The organism is Novosphingobium sp. BL-S-20 (assembly GCF_055521635.1).
The window spans coordinates 2,752,872-2,768,749 of the sequence record NZ_CM145494.1; the positions used below are offsets into that span (position 1 = coordinate 2,752,872).

Below are 15,878 nucleotides of genomic sequence, written 5' to 3' on the forward strand. Positions count from 1 at the left end.
CGTCCTTTTCGCACCATTGGGACGGTTGGCCGTCCATCAGGCACAATAACGCATTGGTGAGCGAAACGTCACTGCGCTGAATCGCATACCGTCATGAACGCAGCTCATGATGGATCGATCCCGGTATCAGCCTGTCTGGCGAAGCAGATTCCGGCCGTCGTGCTTGGCCTGATAGAGCGCGCGATCCGCACGCAGCATCAGTTCCTCGCAGTCCGCGTTCCCCAGGCACGACGCCAGACCGATGCTGACTGTCACTTGCGGGAGGTCGAGCGGCTGCCAATCGATGGCTTCGACGGCGCGGCGCACGCGCTCGGCCACGGCGAAAGCCATTTCCGCCTCGGTCGACGGCAGGACGATCAGGAACTCCTCCCCGCCGATGCGACCGACGATATCCGTCCCGCGGATCGCCAGCGCGCAGACTTGCGCCACGCGGCGGATCACCCGGTCGCCGACGGCATGGCCGAAACGGTCGTTGATCAGCTTGAAACGGTCGATATCCAGAACCGCGATCGAAAGCGGCCCGCCCATAACGGAGCCCTGAGCGATCTCGGCATCGAGACAGGCCATGACCTTGCGGCGATTGGCGATCTCGGTCAGCGCATCGGTTTCGGCCAGATGGATCGCCTCGTCCGCGCGGGCTTCCGCCAGCGTCCGGGCGCTGGCAAGTTCCATCGCGGCAAGCACGCGGCTGGTCACGTCCTGAAAGATGCCGAAGATCGCGCCCGGCTTGCCATCCTCGCGCAGCTCCACTTCGCTGCGGCTGTAGACATAGCGGATTTCGCCGTCCGCACGGACGATGCGCGCCTCGAAATCGATGGGGCTGAGCGTTTCCAGGCTCTGCGCCAGAGTACCTTCCACCAGCGACCGATCCTCCGGGTGGTAGAAGTTCACCGCCATATCCAGCGACGGCAGCGGGCCGGGTTCGAGACCGTGAATGCGGAACACCTCGCCCGACCAGAACAGCCGCTGTTCCGCCAGTTCGAGCCGCCAGTGCCCGACTTTGGCGATGCCCTCGGACATCTCAAGCCAGCGCTTGCCGCGCTCCACTTCGGCGAAACTGCGATCGCGCATGGCGATGAGCGCCGCCAGCGGAAGCGCAGAGACCAAGAGGGTGAAGAGATAGAACTGGAAGAACAGCACTTCCACCCGGGTGCCGCCGTCCGTCAGGCTGATCGATCCCTGCCCCTGCCAGATCGCCACCGAGCCGATCGCGGCGATGGTCAGGATGCTGCACGTCGCGCCAGTGGCGCCGAGGAAGTAGGTCGCGAAAAGCACGCTCAGCAGCGGCAGGAACAGCAGCGGATACGTCGATTGCGCGAAGACCACGGCAGTCGTTGCCGCCACCAGCACCAGGATCAGCGCCGTCAGCCCGAAATGCCCGGCGCCCCTGGCGGGGCCGCTCGTGCCGGGGTGCACGAAGTTCATGATGAGCGGCACGACGATCAGGATGCCTAGCGCTACTGTCGTCAGCCAGGACAGGAACATGTGGCCGAAATTGTCTCCGGCGATGAGACTGGCGACGGTCGCACTCGTCACCGAAGCGAAGATCGCGGCGAGACAGAAGCGCAGGATCGCGGAAATGTGGAAGAACGAATCGTTGCGGCGCTGAATGTCGCGCATGACCCCGAAGGCGATCAGCGCCTCCAGCACATTGGCGAACGTCAGCCCGAGCGCAAGGCCCGACCGACCGCTGAAAACGAGATTGGCCAGAAAGCTGGCAAGGGCCAAAGCCAGCACGACCCATCGCCGCTGACCCGGCTGCGCCAGCAGAAGCGCCGCCACGGCCACCCCGCTGGCCGGCCAGACGGTAGCGATGCCGTCGGCCCCGCGCGTCAACTGAAGTGCGATGACGGCCAGAGCAAAATAGAGACCGCCCGCCAGTGCCGCCGCTAGAATCGTCCGACCAAGATTACTGCTACCCACATGCCCGGAATAGCGGTCTGCTCGCCCGATTTCGACATAATATCCATCGCGATGCGAAATTTCGGTGCGTCGATGCGGGACAACGGGGCAACTTTTGCCCGGACAGGGCTTGGCGGAGCGGGAGGGATTCGAACCCTCGATACGCTTTTGACGTATACTCACTTTCCAGGCGAGCGCCTTCGACCACTCGGCCACCGCTCCGCATGCACTGGTAAGGCGGGCGCCCTAGCCTGCGTTGAAGGGTTTCGCAAGCCGTCTCGACGTGCCATCACGCACTCGATGCGAAATTTCTTTTCCGCCCTCGTGGTTTCCGCCCTTTTGACCGCTCCCGTGCTCGCCAAGGACACGCCTGTGCCGCGCACGCCGAACGATATCGTCGCCGCCGCGCCTGTCGGGGACTGGAAGCGGATCGCGCCGTCCGATCTTCTGGTGATGGACCTCGCTCCCGATGCCGCGGGCAAGGCGCGGAGGGTGGTGATCCAGTTGATCCCCGCGCCGTTCTCGCAAGGCTGGGTCGGGAATATCCGCAAGCTCGTCGCCGCGCGCTGGTATGACGGGATTGCGGTGGTGCGGGTTCAGGACAATTACGTCGCGCAATGGGGCGATCCCGAGGGGGAAAATCCGAAGAAGGCCAAGCCGCTGCCCAAGGAGCTGACGGTAATCAGCGAAAGCAGCTACGCAGCCGGGGTAAAGAGCCTCACAGTTCATATGGAAAAGAGCGGCGACGAGCGCAGCGCTCAGGTCGATCTCGTGCTTGCAGATGGAAGCAACAAGCTCGCCAAGCCGGTCTTCTGGGGCAAGGATGCCTATGCCGGTAACACGATGATCCTCGACGGCTGGCCTGTCGCCATGGGCGATCGAGAACCGAATGCCGGAAAACAAAATGGTGATAGCCAGAGCGTCTTTCCGGCGCGAGAAGGGCAGCTCCTCTGGCCGACCCACTGCTACGGCTACGTTGGCGTAGGCCGGAACAATTCGCCCGATACCGGCACCGGCGCCGAACTCTATGCGGTGATCGGCCATGCCCCGCGCCAGCTTGACCGTAACGTGGCGATCGTCGGGCGCGTGATTGCGGGGATCGAGAACCTCTCCGCCCTGCCGCGCGGCACCGGGGATATCGGCTTCTACAAAACGCCGGGGGAGCGCACGGCGATCCGTTCGATCCGCATGGGCAACGAAGTGTCCGGACTGCCCACTTACGAGTACCTTTCCACCGAGAGCCGCAGCTTCGCCGCCTACGTGGACAAGCGCGCCAACCGGCAGGACGATTTCTACATTCACCCGGCCGGCGGCGTCGATGTCTGCAACGTCCCGGTGCCGATCCGGGAGGTCAAGTGAACGGCGAAGTCGGCAGCGAGACCTTGTCCCACACCGGCCGTCTCTGGCGCTGGACGGGCGGCTCGGGCAGCGGGACCTGGCATTTCCTCACCATCGACGGCGCAGCGGGCGAGGCGCTCTCCGGCACAGCGTTAATGCGCAAGCTGGAAGGCAGCGCGCGCGGGTTCGGCTCGCTCAAGGTCAAGGCGCGGATCGGCGACAGCGCCTTTGCGACCTCGGTATTTCCGAGCAGGTCCGATGACGGAGAGGTGCAGCAGGTCTGGCTGCTGCCGGTAAAGGCCGCCGTCCGCCGCGCCGAAAGGCTGACGGAAAGCGACGAGGTGGAGGTCAGCCTGGAATACTGACCTCACCGGGTCAGATGCGTGCCGCTTCCGCAACCGCCTCACTGGCGCGCAGGGCGCTGACGATGCGGGTGAGGTGCGCGAGGTCGTTGACTTCCAGATCGACCTCGTAAGTGCCGAAAGGCTCGTCGCGGTGGACCATTTGCAGGTTGGTGACGTTCGCGCGGTTGGAGGCGAGGATCTGCGTCACTTCCGCCAGGGTGCCCGGCCGGTTGTAGAGCACGAGGCTGAGGCGGCCGACCGCGCCGGTCGTACGCTCGCCCCAAGACAAGTCGAGCCAGTCGACATCGGCGCCGTTGGCCAGGGTGAAGCAGTCGATCGCGTGGACTTCCACCTTGTGGTCGGGGCGCCGGATGCCGACGATGCGGTCGCCGGGGACCGGGTGGCAGCATTCGCCCAGCTCGAAGCCGACGCCCGGCGTCAACCCGCGAATCGAGATCGCCCGCTCGGCATGCGCCCAGTCGCCATCGTCGGGGAGTTCGGCGGTGCTGCCGGGCACCAGCGCTTCCATCACCTGACGATCGGTGAGCCGCGCCGAGCCGATGGCGAACATCAGGTCTTCCTCGTCGCGCATGTCGAGGCGCTGGATGGCGCCGTCGATCGCCTTCTTGCCGATCCGGCCCGGCAGGCGGCCGACGATCTCGTCGAGCAGCTTGGCGCCGATCTCGGCCACTTCCTGCCGCTCCTTGGCCCGCACCGCGCGGCGGATCGAGGCGCGCGCCTTGCCGGTGACGACGAAGCCCAGCCAGGACAGCTGCGGCTCGGAAGTCGGGCTCTTGATGATCTCCACCACATCGCCGTTGGCGAGCTGGGTGCGCAGCGGCATGTGGCGGCCATTGATCTTCACGCCGACCGTGGCGTTGCCAAGATTGGTGTGGACCGCATAGGCGAAGTCCACCGCGGTCGAGCCCTTGGGCAGCTGGAACAGCGCGCCCTTGGGGGTGAAGGCGAAGATGCGGTCCTGGTAGATCGCCATCTTGGTGTTTTCGAGGAGTTCCTCGGCGTCGTGGCTGGCATCGACGATTTCGATCAGGTCGCGCAGCCAGCCGACCTGCCCATCGGGACGGGCGCCGCCGCCCTGCTTGTAGGCCCAGTGCGCGGCAAGGCCGAATTCGTTGGTGCGGTGCATCTCGCGCGTGCGGATCTGCACTTCCATGCGCATCGAGCGTTCGAAGATCAGCGCCGTGTGCAGCGACTGGTAGCCGTTGGACTTGGGCGTCGAGATATAGTCCTTGAAGCGCCCGGGAATCATCTGCCACGCCTGATGCAGCACACCGAGCGCCTGGTAGCATTCCTCCACGTTGTCGGTGAGGACGCGGAAGGCCATGATGTCGGTGATCTGCTCGAAGGTCACATGGCGCTCGGCCATCTTGCGCCAGATCGAATAGGGGTGCTTCTCGCGGCCCGAGACCTCGACGTTGAGACCGGCCTCGGCCAGCGCCTGCTTGATCGAGAGCGCGATCGCATCGACCTGCCCGCCTTCCTCGCTGCGAATCTGAGCGAGGCGGCCGGTGATCGTGGCATAGCCTTCGGGTTCCAGCTGCTCGAAGGCGAGCATCTGCATCTCGCGCATATATTCGTACATGCCCACGCGCTCGGCCAGCGGCGCGTAGATATCCATGGTCTCGCGAGCGATGCGGCGGCGCTTGTCCTCCTTCTTGATGTAATGGAGGGTGCGCATGTTGTGCAGGCGGTCCGCCAGCTTCACGAGCAGGACGCGCAAGTCCTCGCTCATGGCCAGCAGGAACTTGCGCAAGTTTTCCGCCGCGCGCTCGTTCTCGGTCATCACCTCGATCTTGGAGAGCTTGGTGACGCCGTCCACCAGACGCGCGACGTCGGGGCCGAACAGCTTCTCGATCTCGTCGATCGTCGCCAGCGTGTCTTCCACGGTATCGTGGAGCAGCGCGGTGATGATGGTCTGCTGGTCGAGCTTCAGCTCGGTCATCAGACCCGCGACTTCGACCGGATGGCTGAAATAGGGGTCGCCTGAGGCCCGCTTCTGGGTGCCGTGCTTCTGTACGGTATAGACGTAGGCACGGTTGAGCAGGGCCTCATCGGCCTGGGGCGCGTATTCCTTAACGCGTTCGACAAGTTCGTATTGGCGCAGCATTCCCAGGCTTCATGTCAGGATTTTTCGCGGCGCGGCAAGAGGCCGAGTCTCGACATGCAGATTATGCAACGAAACTGTGACATCCGCACCACCGATAGCAGTGGAAATCGATTGTTCGGGCGCTTTCAGGCACGGCTCGCCGGTCTGCGCCGCTGCACGAAGAAGCGCTGCAATGCGGCTCGACCGATCAGGCGGCTTGCGACCGATTCGCAGCGTGTACACCCGATAGCGCGGCGGCTCAGGACCAGGTCGCCTCGGGCGGCAGGCTCATCAGGATCGCATCGATATTGCCGCCGGTCTTGAGGCCGAACAGCGTGCCGCGGTCATAGACGAGGTTGAATTCCGCATAACGGCCCCGCCATTCGAGCTGGCGGGCCTTGTCCTCGGGGGTGAACGCCATGCCCATCCGCCCCCGCACGAGCCGGGGGAACACCGCCAGGAACGCCTCGCCCACGGCCTGCGTATAGGCGAAGTTCGCCTCCCAGGCCGCTTCGTCGGCGCATTCGAGGTGGTCGTAGAAAATGCCGCCGACACCGCGATGGACCTTGCGGTGGGGAATGTAGAAATAGTCGTCCGCCCAGGCCTTGTAGCGCTCGTAATAGTCGGCGCCATGGGCATCGCAGGCGGCCTTGAGTTCGGCGTGGAATGCGGCGGTGTCCTCGTCGTAGGGGATCGGCGGGTTGAGATCGGCACCGCCGCCGAACCAGGCCTTGGTCGTCGTGAGGAACCGGGTGTTCATGTGCACGGCGGGCACATGCGGGTTCGCCATATGCGCGACGAGGCTGATTCCGGTCGCCGAAAAGGCGTTCTGCTCGGCCGAAGCGCCGTTGATCGAACCCGCAAAGTCCTTCGACAGCGAACCGACTACGGTGGAAACGTTGACGCCGACTTTCTCGAAGACCTTGCCCTTCATCAGCCCGCGCGTCCCGCCGCCAGTCTCGCCTTCCGCGCCGCCCTCGACCGCCGCGCGCGTCCAGGGTGTATATTCGAAGGCCGCCGACGAGCCTGCCTCCCGCTCGATCGCCTCGAATTCGGCGCAGATGCGGTCCCGCAGCGTCTCGAACCAGTCGCGGGCGCGGGCAGTATGGGCAGTCCAGTCGGTCATTACGTTTCCTTTTCCGCCGGGCGCTTGCCAAATCGCACGGCCTGCGGCAAGGAAAAGCCATGGGTCCCTTTTCGTTCTGCGCGCAGGAGTTGCAGCTCGTCCCCTCTCCGGACGGCACCGCGAACGGGCGTGGGGCCGCGCTCTACTGGCCGCGCGAGCAGGCGCTGCTGGTGGCGGACCTCCACCTCGAAAAGGCCAGCTTCTATGCGCGGGGCGGGCAGATGCTGCCGCCCTACGACAGCCGCGAGACGCTGGAACGCCTGGCCCTCGCCGTGCGGCAGACGGGGGCACGGCGGGTCTTCGCACTGGGCGACAACTTCCATGACAGCAAGGGCACCGAGCGGCTCGAACCCCATGCCGCCGGGATGCTCGGCGCCCTCACCCGCGCGCTCGACTGGGTGTGGATCACCGGCAACCACGATCCGCATCTCGGCAGCGAGGCGGGTGGTACGCGGGTCGAGGAGATCGTGGTGGACGGTATCGCCCTGCGCCACGAGGCGCGGCCCGGTACCACGGAGCCTGAGCTTTCCGGCCATTTCCATCCGCGCCTGATCGTCCATGCGCGTGGCCGCCGGATTGCCCGGCCCTGCGTGGTGCACAGCGGAAATCGCCTGATCCTGCCCGCTTTCGGCGCCCTTACCGGCGGCATGGATGCAGCCGATCCGGCGATCCTCAAGGCCCTGCAACCGGCCAGCCAGATCGACGCCCTGCTGGCCGCAAAGGACCAGTTGCTGCGCTACCCCCTCTGGCGATCCGCGGCCTGATTACCTATATACAGTCACGACCATTTCATATGGTCGGGGCGTCCTGTAGAATTTACGCGAAATCGTGCTTTGCGTGCGGAGGCGATTCGCATTAATGACGCCCCCACTCGCCTAGCGACAGCAACGATTCAGGAGAACGCTTATAGCACCCCCACCACGGCGTATGATGACGCCACCGGTCAAGAGCGGACCGCGCTACAATAATATGATCCAGTCGGACAAGGTCCGCGTGATCGATCAGGACGGCGAGAATATCGGCGTCATGTACACGCGTCAGGCTATCGAGCAGGCGGCCGAAGTCGGCCTCGACCTGGTTGAAGTCTCGCCGAACGCGGATCCGCCGGTGTGCAAGTTCCTCGATGTAGGCAAGTACCGGTACGAGGCCCAGAAAAAGGCCAATGCCGCGCGCAAGACCCAGAAGACGCAGGAGATCAAGGAGATCAAGATGCGTCCGAACATCGACGACCACGACTACGACACCAAGATGCGTAACGTGGTTCGTTTCATCGGTGACGGTGACAAGGTGAAGGTGACGCTGCGCTTCCGCGGTCGTGAACTCTCGCACCAGCAGCTGGGCATGAACCTGCTCCGCCGCGTGCAGGAAGACGTGGCCGACATTGCCAAGATCGAAGCCTATCCGCGCATGGAAGGCCGCCAGATGCTGATGGTCCTGTCGCCCAAGTAAGCGACGGACTCAGTAGCTGACTAACACAAAGGGCGTGCCGCAAGGCGCGCCCTTTGTTTTTAGGTCTTCCTGTTTGCAGGCTGGGCGGGCCGCATCTCCGACAGGACCCTGAAAAGAGCTTCGCTCAGCCCTTCCACTCGCGGCGTTCTTCCGCCGCGCGCAGGACTTCGTAGGCGAGCTGATAGGTCTGGAACGCCTTGGCCGCTTCGGGATCGTTGGGCTTCACGTCCGGATGCACTTCCTTGGCCCGGGTGCGCCAGGCCTTGCGGACGGCATCGAAACTGGCATCCGGATCGAGGCCGAGCGCTTCCAACGCCCGCAGTTCGTCGCGGCTGCGACTGCCGTCGCCGGAGCCGGTCCAGCCGTAGTGCGCCGATTCCTTGTAGCCCGAACTCTCGGTCCGTTCCTCGGCTTCGCGCCGGGCGGCTTCCTCGGCATCGAGGCCCGCGAAATAGTCCCAGCCCGCATTGTATTCGGCGGCATGCTTCTGGCAGAAATACCAGCGATCCGGGCTGTTCGGACTCTTGGGCGCGGGGCAATTGCCGGGTTCGGTGCAGCCGTGCCGATCGCACAGGCGCACTTGTGCAGCCTCGCGCGAGCTGCCGTAGCTGCGCCAGCGCGGGAAACCCCAATCCATCGATCGACCTGCGCGACTCATCCGGCGAGCGATACCTGCCCTTCCAAAGTCAATGCAAGCACCGATCCATGCAAAAAGGCCCGGCTCGCATGCGCGAACCGGGCCTTCATCACATTCGCAGCAGCGAAATCAGTCGATCGTGACCGTCACCGCGCGGCGGTTCTGCGCCCACGAGGCCTCGTCCGAACCGAGCGCGATCGGGCGTTCCTTGCCGTAGCTCACGGTGTTCAGGCGCGAGGGATCGATGCCCAGGCTGATGAGGTAGTTCTTGGCCGCATTGGCGCGGCGCTCACCCAGCGCAAGGTTGTATTCGCGGGTGCCGCGTTCGTCGGCATGGCCTTCGATCGTGGCGCGCTTGCTGGGATACTGCTGCAGCCACTGGGCCTGCTTCGACAGCGCGGCCTGGTCGGTGGCGTCCACGGTGTCTTCGTTGAGCTGGAAGTAGATGGTGTCCGAACCCATCATGCGCGCGACGAAGTCGGCCTGGCTGCCCGGCTGCGGGCCGCTCGGCGGCGGGGTGGTCTGGGTGGTGGTTGCCGGGCCCGGCTCGGGCGGCAGTTCCTTCGGCGCCTTCGATGCACAGGCCGACATGGCGAGCGCCCCGGCGATGAGGAGCATTGTCGATCCGGTCTTCACATGACGGCGGTACATGAGGGCAGGCATGAGGCAATCTCCTAAGGTGCGCAGCCAATTATGAATGGCCTGCGATTGTTGAAGTTTCGTGTAATTTTCTGAGGTGTCAACCTGAACAAGGCCCTTCCCTTTAGGGAAGGAACCCGGTTCAGGCGACGGATAAGGAAAGGATCAGGGGCGGACGGGACCCCAGGCCGGGTCGGAGGCACCCACCGGCGTCGGCAGGCGGCGCTCGTTGCGGCCGGTCAGATCGACCTGCCAGATCGAGGCCGTGCCCGCGCCCTTGGCGGTGCGGAAGAACTGGATGATGCGGCCGTTCGGCGACCAGGTGGGCGCCTCGTCCTGCCACGAATCCGTTAGGTGGCGCAGACCGCCGCCGCTGGGGTTCATGACCGCGATGCGCAGATTGCCCGCCACGTGGGTGAAGGCGATCTGGTCTCCGCGCGGGCTCCATTCGGGCGTCGCCGAGCGGCCGCCGAAGAAGCTGATGCGGTGCTGGTTGGAACCATCCGCGTTCATCACGTAGATCTGCTGGTTGCCCGAGCGGTCGCTCTCGAACACGATCTGGCTGCCGTCCGGCGAATAGGACCCGCCGATCGAGATGCCCGGCGTGTTGGTCAGGCGCTGCGGGGTGCCGCCGCCGGCCGAGGAGATGCGGTAGATGTCGGTATTGCCGCCCGAGGCCATCGAATAGAGCACCCACTTGCCGTCCGGCGACCAGCGCGGGGCCATCGTCGGATTGCCGGTGCGCGCGATCAGCTTCTGCGTGTTGCTGGCGAGATCGTAGACGTAGATGCTCGGCTGGCCGTTGAGATAGGACAGGTAGAGGATCTTCGAATAGTCCGGCGAATAGCGCGGGGTCAGTGCGGTCGACTGGCCGCTGGTCAGGTAGCGGTGGTTGGCGCCGTCCGAATCCATGATCGCCAGACGCTTCATGCGGTGGTCCTTGGGACCGGTCTCGGCGATATAGGCGATCTTGGAATCGAAGAACGGGCTTTCGCCCGAGAGGCGCGAATAGACCATGTCGGCGCACTTGTGCGCGGCGCGGCGCCAGTCGGACGGCGGAACCTGCCAGCCGCCCTTCACCAACTGCTGCTTGAGCGCGACGTCGTAGAGGTAGCAGCCGACCGTGATCTGGCCGCCTGCGCCTGCACGCACGTAACCCTGCACCAGCATGTTCGCGGCGCGGGCCGACCAGGTCGGGAAGTCCGGCGACTGGATCTGGGCATAGGCGGGCTGCGGCAGACCGTCCGGGCCGGAGGGCTTGAACAGGCCGTTGTTCTTGAGGTCGGCAGCCACGACTTGCGACAGCGCGCGGCCGAGCGCAGCGGTGGAACCGGCATTGGTGCCGGTGGGCACGTCGGCGTCGGTCGCGAAAGTGGTGATGGCGATGCCGAGGTCCTGCCAGTCGCTGTCATCCGAAACGGTGACCTGGAGACCGCCGTCCTCGTCCGCAGGCGCCTGCTGGCCGGTCGGGACCGGCTGGGGTGCCGGCGGCGCGCTCTGGGCGAAGGCCGCCACGGAACCGGAAAGCAGCAGGCCGAAAGCAGCGATGTGGATTATCTTTTTCATTGCGAGAGCCTTCTGTCGAAGTTGGTCGTGATGACCTTCCAGCCGTTGTAGAGGTCTTCCGGCAGATTGAACGGCGCGGCAAGCTTCACCGCGCGGATCGCCTGTTCCTGGTGGCGCTTGACCTGGGCCGAGTTGGTCGCGGTCTGGCCGGTCGTGCGCAGGACTTGCGGTTCGCCGTCGAGGCTGCCGTCCTTGTTCAGGCGGAAGCGCACGGTGGTGACGAGGAGTTCCGCATCGGCCCCTTGCGGTGCGGCCCAATGCGGCTTGAGCTGGCGGCTGATCGCACCGTTGAGCGCGGAGACTGCTGCCGGGCCAAGCGCCGCGGCGGGCGCGCCCTTGCCCTGGGTCGACGTCGCGCCCGAAACGCCCGAGAGGAAGTCGGCGCCGACGCGGCTGCCGCCCGCCTTCTTGGGCGGGGTGGTCGCCTTGCTCGATGCCGAGCCGGACTTGCCGACGATCTTGTCGATCGCACTGCTGTCGCGGCTGGTGGCGGGCTTGGCCGGAGTCTTCTGCGGCGCCGGTTTCGGCGCGGGCTTCGGCGGTGCGGGCTTCGGAGGTGCAGGCTTGGGCGGGGCCGGTTTCGGCGGCGCAGGTTTGGGGGCCGGAACCGGCTTCGGCTGCGGCTTGGGAGGCTGCGGGCGCGGCTGCGGTGCAGGCGCCAGAGGCGGCGGCACGGGCACCGGCTGCGGCAGGGGTTCCGGCTCGGGAGCCGGGGCCGGAGGCGGTGCGGCCTCGCCGATTTCAGGCGCCATGTCGGGCGCGGCTTGGCTGAACGGGTCGGGCGAAGTCGAGGTCATGCCGACCTGATCGCTCAGCGTCACCTCGATGCGCTGCGGCGGCTTCACGACCTCGCTGCGGTCGGGGCGCAGCACCATGATCGCCAGCACCGCAACGTGCAGCGCGACCGCCAGCGTGAGCCCCAGCCCCTCGTCCTTGCGCAATCCCAGCATTGCCATCGTGCCAGCCTAACTCAGCCGCCTGAACCGCTGCTGACGCCCGTCACCAGCGAGATCGAGGTGAAACCGGCATGGTTCAGCTCGCCCATCACGTCGATCACCCGGCCGTAGTCGAGCGCCTTGTCGGCGCGCAGCGTGACTTGCGGCTTGCGGCCATCGGCGCCGTCCGGAACCGAAGCGAGGCGCTCGGCCAGTTCGCCGGGGGCAAGCGCTTCGGTCTCGTAGTAGATCGTGCCGTCACGCTGGACCGTGATCGTGACCTGGTCCTGCTCCTCGTTCATCGCCTTGGCGCGGCTGTCGGGCAGCTCGATCGGCACCGCGGCCTTGAGCAGCGGCGCGGTGACCATGAAGATGATCAGCAGCACCAGCATGACGTCGACCAGCGGCGTCACGTTGATTTCGGCCATGGGGGTACGTCCCCCGCCGCTGCGCCGGCTATTTCGCCTGCCGCCGCCGGAGAGGCCCATGCCCATCAGCGCTGCTCCAGCTCACGCGTGAGCGCGGAGTGCAGGCGGTCGGCAAAGCGCTGGAGGCGCGATTCGAACAGGTTCACGCGGTGCGAGAAGCGGTTGTAGGCGATGACCGCCGGGATCGCCGCGAACAGGCCGATGGCGGTGGCGAACAGCGCTTCCGAAATGCCGGGTGCGACCACTGCCAGAGAGGAATTCTGCTGCTGGCCGATCTGGAAGAAGCTGTTCATGATGCCCCAGACGGTGCCGAACAGGCCCACGAAAGGCGCCACCGAACCCACGGTCGCCAGGAAGTTCAGGCGGTTGGAGATGCGGTCGCTCTCCTCGCCGACCGAGGAGGTCATGGCGAGAGCGATACGCTCGCGCGCGCCGTCGGGATCGAACTTGGGCATGGCGGCATTGCGGCGCCATTCGGCGAGACCCGCGCCCGCGACTTTGCCCATCGGCACGTCGCCGCGGCGGCGTTCCTTCTGGTAGGCCTCGAAGTTCTGGGCTTCCCAGAAGCCTTCCTCATAGTCCGCGCACTTGCGGTTGAGGCTGCCGATGCGCAGCATGAAGCTGATGATGATGGCCCAGACCCAGACGCTCGCCAGGATCAGCCCCGCCATGATCGACTGCACGACGATATCGGCGTGGAGGAACAGCTTTACCGGGTTGAGGTGGTCGGAATCGCTGCCGATGGTGACGGCAGAGGCGAGCAGTTCAAAAGTCATTCTGGTCCTCTCGGATGCTCTTGCATGAGCGAGGCGAAAGCATGTTGCCAGGCGGCGGGCTGTTTGCGCGGTCGTCCTTCAGGACTGATGAACCCCACCTTTACCGTGGCTTCGGTAAGGCGGATTTCTCCGCGCCGCGCCACTTGCCGGAGGGTGCAGCTGACCCGCCCGACCTGCAGCGCATGGGTATCGATCACGACCGCATCGCCAAGGCGCGCGGGCGAGAGGTAGCGGATGTTCACTTCCGCGACGGTGTAGAGCCCCTCCCCGGATTCCAGCGCCGCGCGCTGGTCGATGCCGAGAAGGTCGAGCAGGTCGGAGCGGGCGCGCTCGAACCAGCGGATGTAATTGGCATGATAGACCACCCCGCCCGCGTCGGTGTCCTCGTAGAACACGCGAAGCGCATAGCGGTGAAGCGGGCCGTCGAGGACGCCGCTGGGGGGGAGGGGGTCGCTGCTCATGCTGCCGAGTTGTGTAGCGGGAGGCGGGCGCAGTGCAATCCACTCGTCGCACTTATCCCGCGCGCGCGGGCGAATGGACGGTTAATTGCGTCGTAATTGTGGTGTTTGTTGGAATTTGGGGTTTGCGGCAGGTGCAAGGCAGCCGGTTCGCGTAAGCCCGGCCCTGCGCGAAAATCCACCCGTTCCGCCCTGAAACCCCTCTCCTCCCCGCTCAGGCTGAGCTTGTCGAAGCCCCCGAGACACAGCACAGCGCTATGCCTCCCATCCTTCGACAAGCTCAGGATGAGCGGGTGCGATTGGCGGGAGTGGGTTGGGAAGTATTTCCCGCTTTATTCCGCGATCATCTGGAAGAACTGGCGCCCGCCGAAAATGTGGACATGCAGATGCGGCACTTCCTGATGCCCATTGGTCCCCATGTTGACCATCAGGCGATAGCCCGGCCCGTCCATTTCCAGCTGGCGCGTCACATGGCCCACCGCGCGCATGAAACCGGCGATTTCCGCGTCGTCTGCCTTGGCGGTGAAGTCGTCCCACGAGACATAGGCCGCCTTGGGGATCACCAGCACATGGATCGGCGCCTGCGGGCGGATATCGTTGAAAGCCAGCGCGAAGTCGTCCTCGTAGACCTTGCTGCACGGCAGTTCGCCGCGCAGGATCTTCGCGAAGACGTTGTTGTCGTCATAGGGCAGCTTGGGGTCGATCGGCATCGGCTTCTCCCGAAGAATGAAAATCAGGCCTTGGGGCGGGCAGCCTTCTCGGCAATGCCCGAGACGCCTTCGCGGCGGTCGAGTTCGGCCAGCACCGCTGCGAACGGCACCTCGCGGGCGCCGAGCAGGACCATGAGGTGGAAGATCAGGTCCGAAGCCTCGCCCACCAGCGCCTTGTCGTCCTCGGTCAGCGCCGCGATCACGGTTTCGGTGGCTTCCTCGCCCAGCTTCTGCGCGATCTTGCCGAGGCCCCTGGCATGGAGCTTCGCCACGTAGCTGGTGTCGGGATCGGCAGCGCGGCGCGCGGCGATCGTGGCTTCGAGGCGGGCGAGAGTGTCGGGGCTGCTCATGCCATGCCCATGCGGCGCAAGGGCAGTCGGGTCAAGCGAAAGGCCCGTCAGTCCGAGCGCTTGCGCGAAAAACGGCGCCCTATCGCCACACCCGCCACGCCCATGGCGAGCAGGAACAGCCCGCTCGGCTCCGGCAGGCGCGTCGCTTCCGCCGCGAAAGCGGGCATCGGGGCGAGGGAAACCGCGGCGATGGCGGAAAGGCAGCAAAAGCGAGGCAAGGCGGGGGGCTCCTGCGGAACTGTTGGGGCGACCATTGGCGGAATGGCCGGAAACGACAAGCAGGGATCGGGCGCCTGTCCCGATCCGGGGCGATCGGGAGAGCAAAGGTTTGCCCTCCCGAACACGCATTTAACCCCGCGCCGGAAGCCCCGCCGCGCGCAGCGCCGCATGGGCCTCTGCAATCGAGTGCTTGCCGAAGTGGAAGATCGAGGCCGCCAGTACCGCGCTGGCCTTGCCCTGCGTCACGCCCGCCACGAGATGGTCGAGATTGCCCACCCCGCCGCTGGCGATCACCGGCACCGAGACGCTCTCGGCGATCAGCCGCGTGAGTTCGAGGTCGTAGCCGTTCTGCGTACCGTCGCCGTCCATCGAGGTGACGAGCAGTTCGCCCGCGCCGTAATCGGCCAGCTTCACCGCGTGCTCAAGCGCGTCGATCCCGGTCGCCTTGCGGCCGCCGTGGGTGAAGATTTCCCACTTGCCCGGCGCCACCTTGCGCGCATCGACCGAGGCGACGATGCACTGTGAGCCGAACTTCTCGGCAATGTCGGCCACCACTTCCGGGCGCGAGACGGCGGCGGAATTGACCGCCACCTTGTCGGCGCCAGCCAGCAGCAGCGCTCGGGCATCCTCGACCGCGCGCACGCCGCCGCCGACGGTCAGCGGCATGAAGCAGACCTCGGCGGTGCGCTGCACCACGTCGAGCAGGGTGCCGCGCCCTTCGTGGCTGGCGGAAATGTCGAGGAAGCAGAGTTCGTCGGCCCCGGCGGCGTCATAGGCGCGCGCCTGCTCGACGGGATCGCCGGCATCGACGAGATCGACGAAGTTCACGCCCTTGACCACGCGCCCGTTGGCGACATCGAGGCAGGGAATGACGCGGATACGGACGGTCATGAC

The 15,878-nt window shown here is 65.6% G+C and carries 18 protein-coding genes and 1 tRNA gene; 4 read left to right on the forward strand and 15 right to left on the reverse strand.

Annotated elements, in window-relative coordinates; translation table 11 throughout:
- Nucleotides 1-126: 126 nt before the first annotated feature.
- Both ACZ1II_RS20520 and ACZ1II_RS20525 read right to left on the reverse strand, forming a co-directional pair.
- Complete coding sequence (locus ACZ1II_RS20520) at nucleotides 127-1,923, reverse strand: sensor domain-containing diguanylate cyclase (protein ID WP_465145424.1); 1,797 nt, start codon at nucleotides 1,921-1,923, stop codon at nucleotides 127-129.
- Between the two features lie 110 nt (nucleotides 1,924-2,033).
- Nucleotides 2,034-2,124, reverse strand: a tRNA-Ser gene (locus ACZ1II_RS20525).
- A 78-nt stretch (nucleotides 2,125-2,202) separates the two neighbouring features.
- Between ACZ1II_RS20525 and ACZ1II_RS20530 the strand changes: the two genes are divergently transcribed.
- The gene (locus tag ACZ1II_RS20530; RefSeq protein WP_465145425.1) at nucleotides 2,203-3,261 is read left to right on the forward strand and encodes a peptidylprolyl isomerase; all 1,059 of its coding nucleotides are present in this window, start codon (nucleotides 2,203-2,205) and stop codon (nucleotides 3,259-3,261) included.
- Nucleotides 3,258-3,605, forward strand: coding sequence for a DUF1905 domain-containing protein (locus ACZ1II_RS20535; protein WP_465145426.1), 348 nt, complete (start codon nucleotides 3,258-3,260; stop codon nucleotides 3,603-3,605). Before ACZ1II_RS20530 ends, ACZ1II_RS20535 begins: the two co-directional genes overlap by 4 nt.
- A 10-nt stretch (nucleotides 3,606-3,615) precedes the next feature.
- Here ACZ1II_RS20535 and ACZ1II_RS20540 read toward each other — a convergent pair whose 3' ends face one another.
- Both ACZ1II_RS20540 and hemF read right to left on the reverse strand, forming a co-directional pair.
- On the reverse strand, nucleotides 3,616-5,712 hold the full coding sequence (locus ACZ1II_RS20540; RefSeq protein ID WP_465145427.1) for a RelA/SpoT family protein: 2,097 nt from the start codon (nucleotides 5,710-5,712) through the stop codon (nucleotides 3,616-3,618).
- 238 nt (nucleotides 5,713-5,950) lie between these two features.
- Nucleotides 5,951-6,817 carry an oxygen-dependent coproporphyrinogen oxidase gene (gene hemF / locus ACZ1II_RS20545; RefSeq protein WP_465145428.1) on the reverse strand — a complete coding sequence of 289 codons (867 nt, stop codon included), beginning with the start codon at nucleotides 6,815-6,817 and terminating at the stop codon, nucleotides 5,951-5,953.
- Between the two features lie 59 nt (nucleotides 6,818-6,876).
- On the opposite strand from hemF, the gene pdeM reads away from it, so the two are divergent.
- The gene (pdeM, locus tag ACZ1II_RS20550; protein WP_465145429.1) at nucleotides 6,877-7,581 is read left to right on the forward strand and encodes a ligase-associated DNA damage response endonuclease PdeM; all 705 of its coding nucleotides are present in this window, start codon (nucleotides 6,877-6,879) and stop codon (nucleotides 7,579-7,581) included.
- Nucleotides 7,582-7,744: 163 nt separating this feature from the next.
- Nucleotides 7,745-8,266: a translation initiation factor IF-3 gene (gene infC / locus ACZ1II_RS20555; RefSeq protein ID WP_147219547.1), complete on the forward strand. Its 522-nt coding sequence runs from the start codon at nucleotides 7,745-7,747 to the stop codon at nucleotides 8,264-8,266.
- A gap of 124 nt (nucleotides 8,267-8,390) precedes the next feature.
- On the opposite strand, the gene ACZ1II_RS20560 is transcribed toward infC, so the two are convergent.
- The 11 genes from ACZ1II_RS20560 to hisF all read right to left on the reverse strand — a co-directional run bounded on the left by ACZ1II_RS20560 (nucleotide 8,391) and on the right by hisF (nucleotide 15,875).
- Nucleotides 8,391-8,924 carry a J domain-containing protein gene (locus ACZ1II_RS20560; RefSeq protein WP_147219546.1) on the reverse strand — a complete coding sequence of 178 codons (534 nt, stop codon included), beginning with the start codon at nucleotides 8,922-8,924 and terminating at the stop codon, nucleotides 8,391-8,393.
- A gap of 108 nt (nucleotides 8,925-9,032) precedes the next feature.
- Nucleotides 9,033-9,521, reverse strand: a complete 489-nt coding sequence (gene pal / locus ACZ1II_RS20565; protein ID WP_147219638.1) for a peptidoglycan-associated lipoprotein Pal — start codon at nucleotides 9,519-9,521, stop codon at nucleotides 9,033-9,035.
- Between the two features lie 186 nt (nucleotides 9,522-9,707).
- Entirely contained in the window at nucleotides 9,708-11,108 is a 1,401-nt protein-coding gene (tolB, locus tag ACZ1II_RS20570; RefSeq protein ID WP_465145430.1) for a Tol-Pal system beta propeller repeat protein TolB, read from the reverse strand.
- Entirely contained in the window at nucleotides 11,105-12,064 is a 960-nt protein-coding gene (locus ACZ1II_RS20575; RefSeq protein WP_465145431.1) for a hypothetical protein, read from the reverse strand. The genes tolB and ACZ1II_RS20575 overlap by 4 nt, the downstream gene beginning before the upstream one ends.
- 14 nt (nucleotides 12,065-12,078) lie before the next feature.
- Nucleotides 12,079-12,537, reverse strand: coding sequence for an ExbD/TolR family protein (locus ACZ1II_RS20580; RefSeq protein WP_465145432.1), 459 nt, complete (start codon nucleotides 12,535-12,537; stop codon nucleotides 12,079-12,081).
- Nucleotides 12,537-13,247 (reverse strand): protein TolQ, encoded by a 711-nt coding sequence (gene tolQ / locus ACZ1II_RS20585; RefSeq protein ID WP_147219542.1) that lies wholly within the window; start codon nucleotides 13,245-13,247, stop codon nucleotides 12,537-12,539. The genes ACZ1II_RS20580 and tolQ overlap by 1 nt, the downstream gene beginning before the upstream one ends.
- Complete coding sequence (locus ACZ1II_RS20590) at nucleotides 13,244-13,708, reverse strand: YbgC/FadM family acyl-CoA thioesterase (RefSeq protein ID WP_465145433.1); 465 nt, start codon at nucleotides 13,706-13,708, stop codon at nucleotides 13,244-13,246. The genes tolQ and ACZ1II_RS20590 overlap by 4 nt, the downstream gene beginning before the upstream one ends.
- 329 nt (nucleotides 13,709-14,037) lie before the next feature.
- Nucleotides 14,038-14,415: a histidine triad nucleotide-binding protein gene (locus tag ACZ1II_RS20595; protein ID WP_465145434.1), complete on the reverse strand. Its 378-nt coding sequence runs from the start codon at nucleotides 14,413-14,415 to the stop codon at nucleotides 14,038-14,040.
- 23 nt (nucleotides 14,416-14,438) lie between these two features.
- Entirely contained in the window at nucleotides 14,439-14,765 is a 327-nt protein-coding gene (locus tag ACZ1II_RS20600; protein WP_465145435.1) for a phosphoribosyl-ATP diphosphatase, read from the reverse strand.
- Between the two features lie 47 nt (nucleotides 14,766-14,812).
- Nucleotides 14,813-14,983 carry a PEP-CTERM sorting domain-containing protein gene (locus ACZ1II_RS20605; protein ID WP_465145436.1) on the reverse strand — a complete coding sequence of 57 codons (171 nt, stop codon included), beginning with the start codon at nucleotides 14,981-14,983 and terminating at the stop codon, nucleotides 14,813-14,815.
- A 130-nt stretch (nucleotides 14,984-15,113) separates the two neighbouring features.
- On the reverse strand, nucleotides 15,114-15,875 hold the full coding sequence (gene hisF, locus ACZ1II_RS20610; protein WP_465145437.1) for an imidazole glycerol phosphate synthase subunit HisF: 762 nt from the start codon (nucleotides 15,873-15,875) through the stop codon (nucleotides 15,114-15,116).
- Nucleotides 15,876-15,878: the final 3 nt, after the last annotated feature.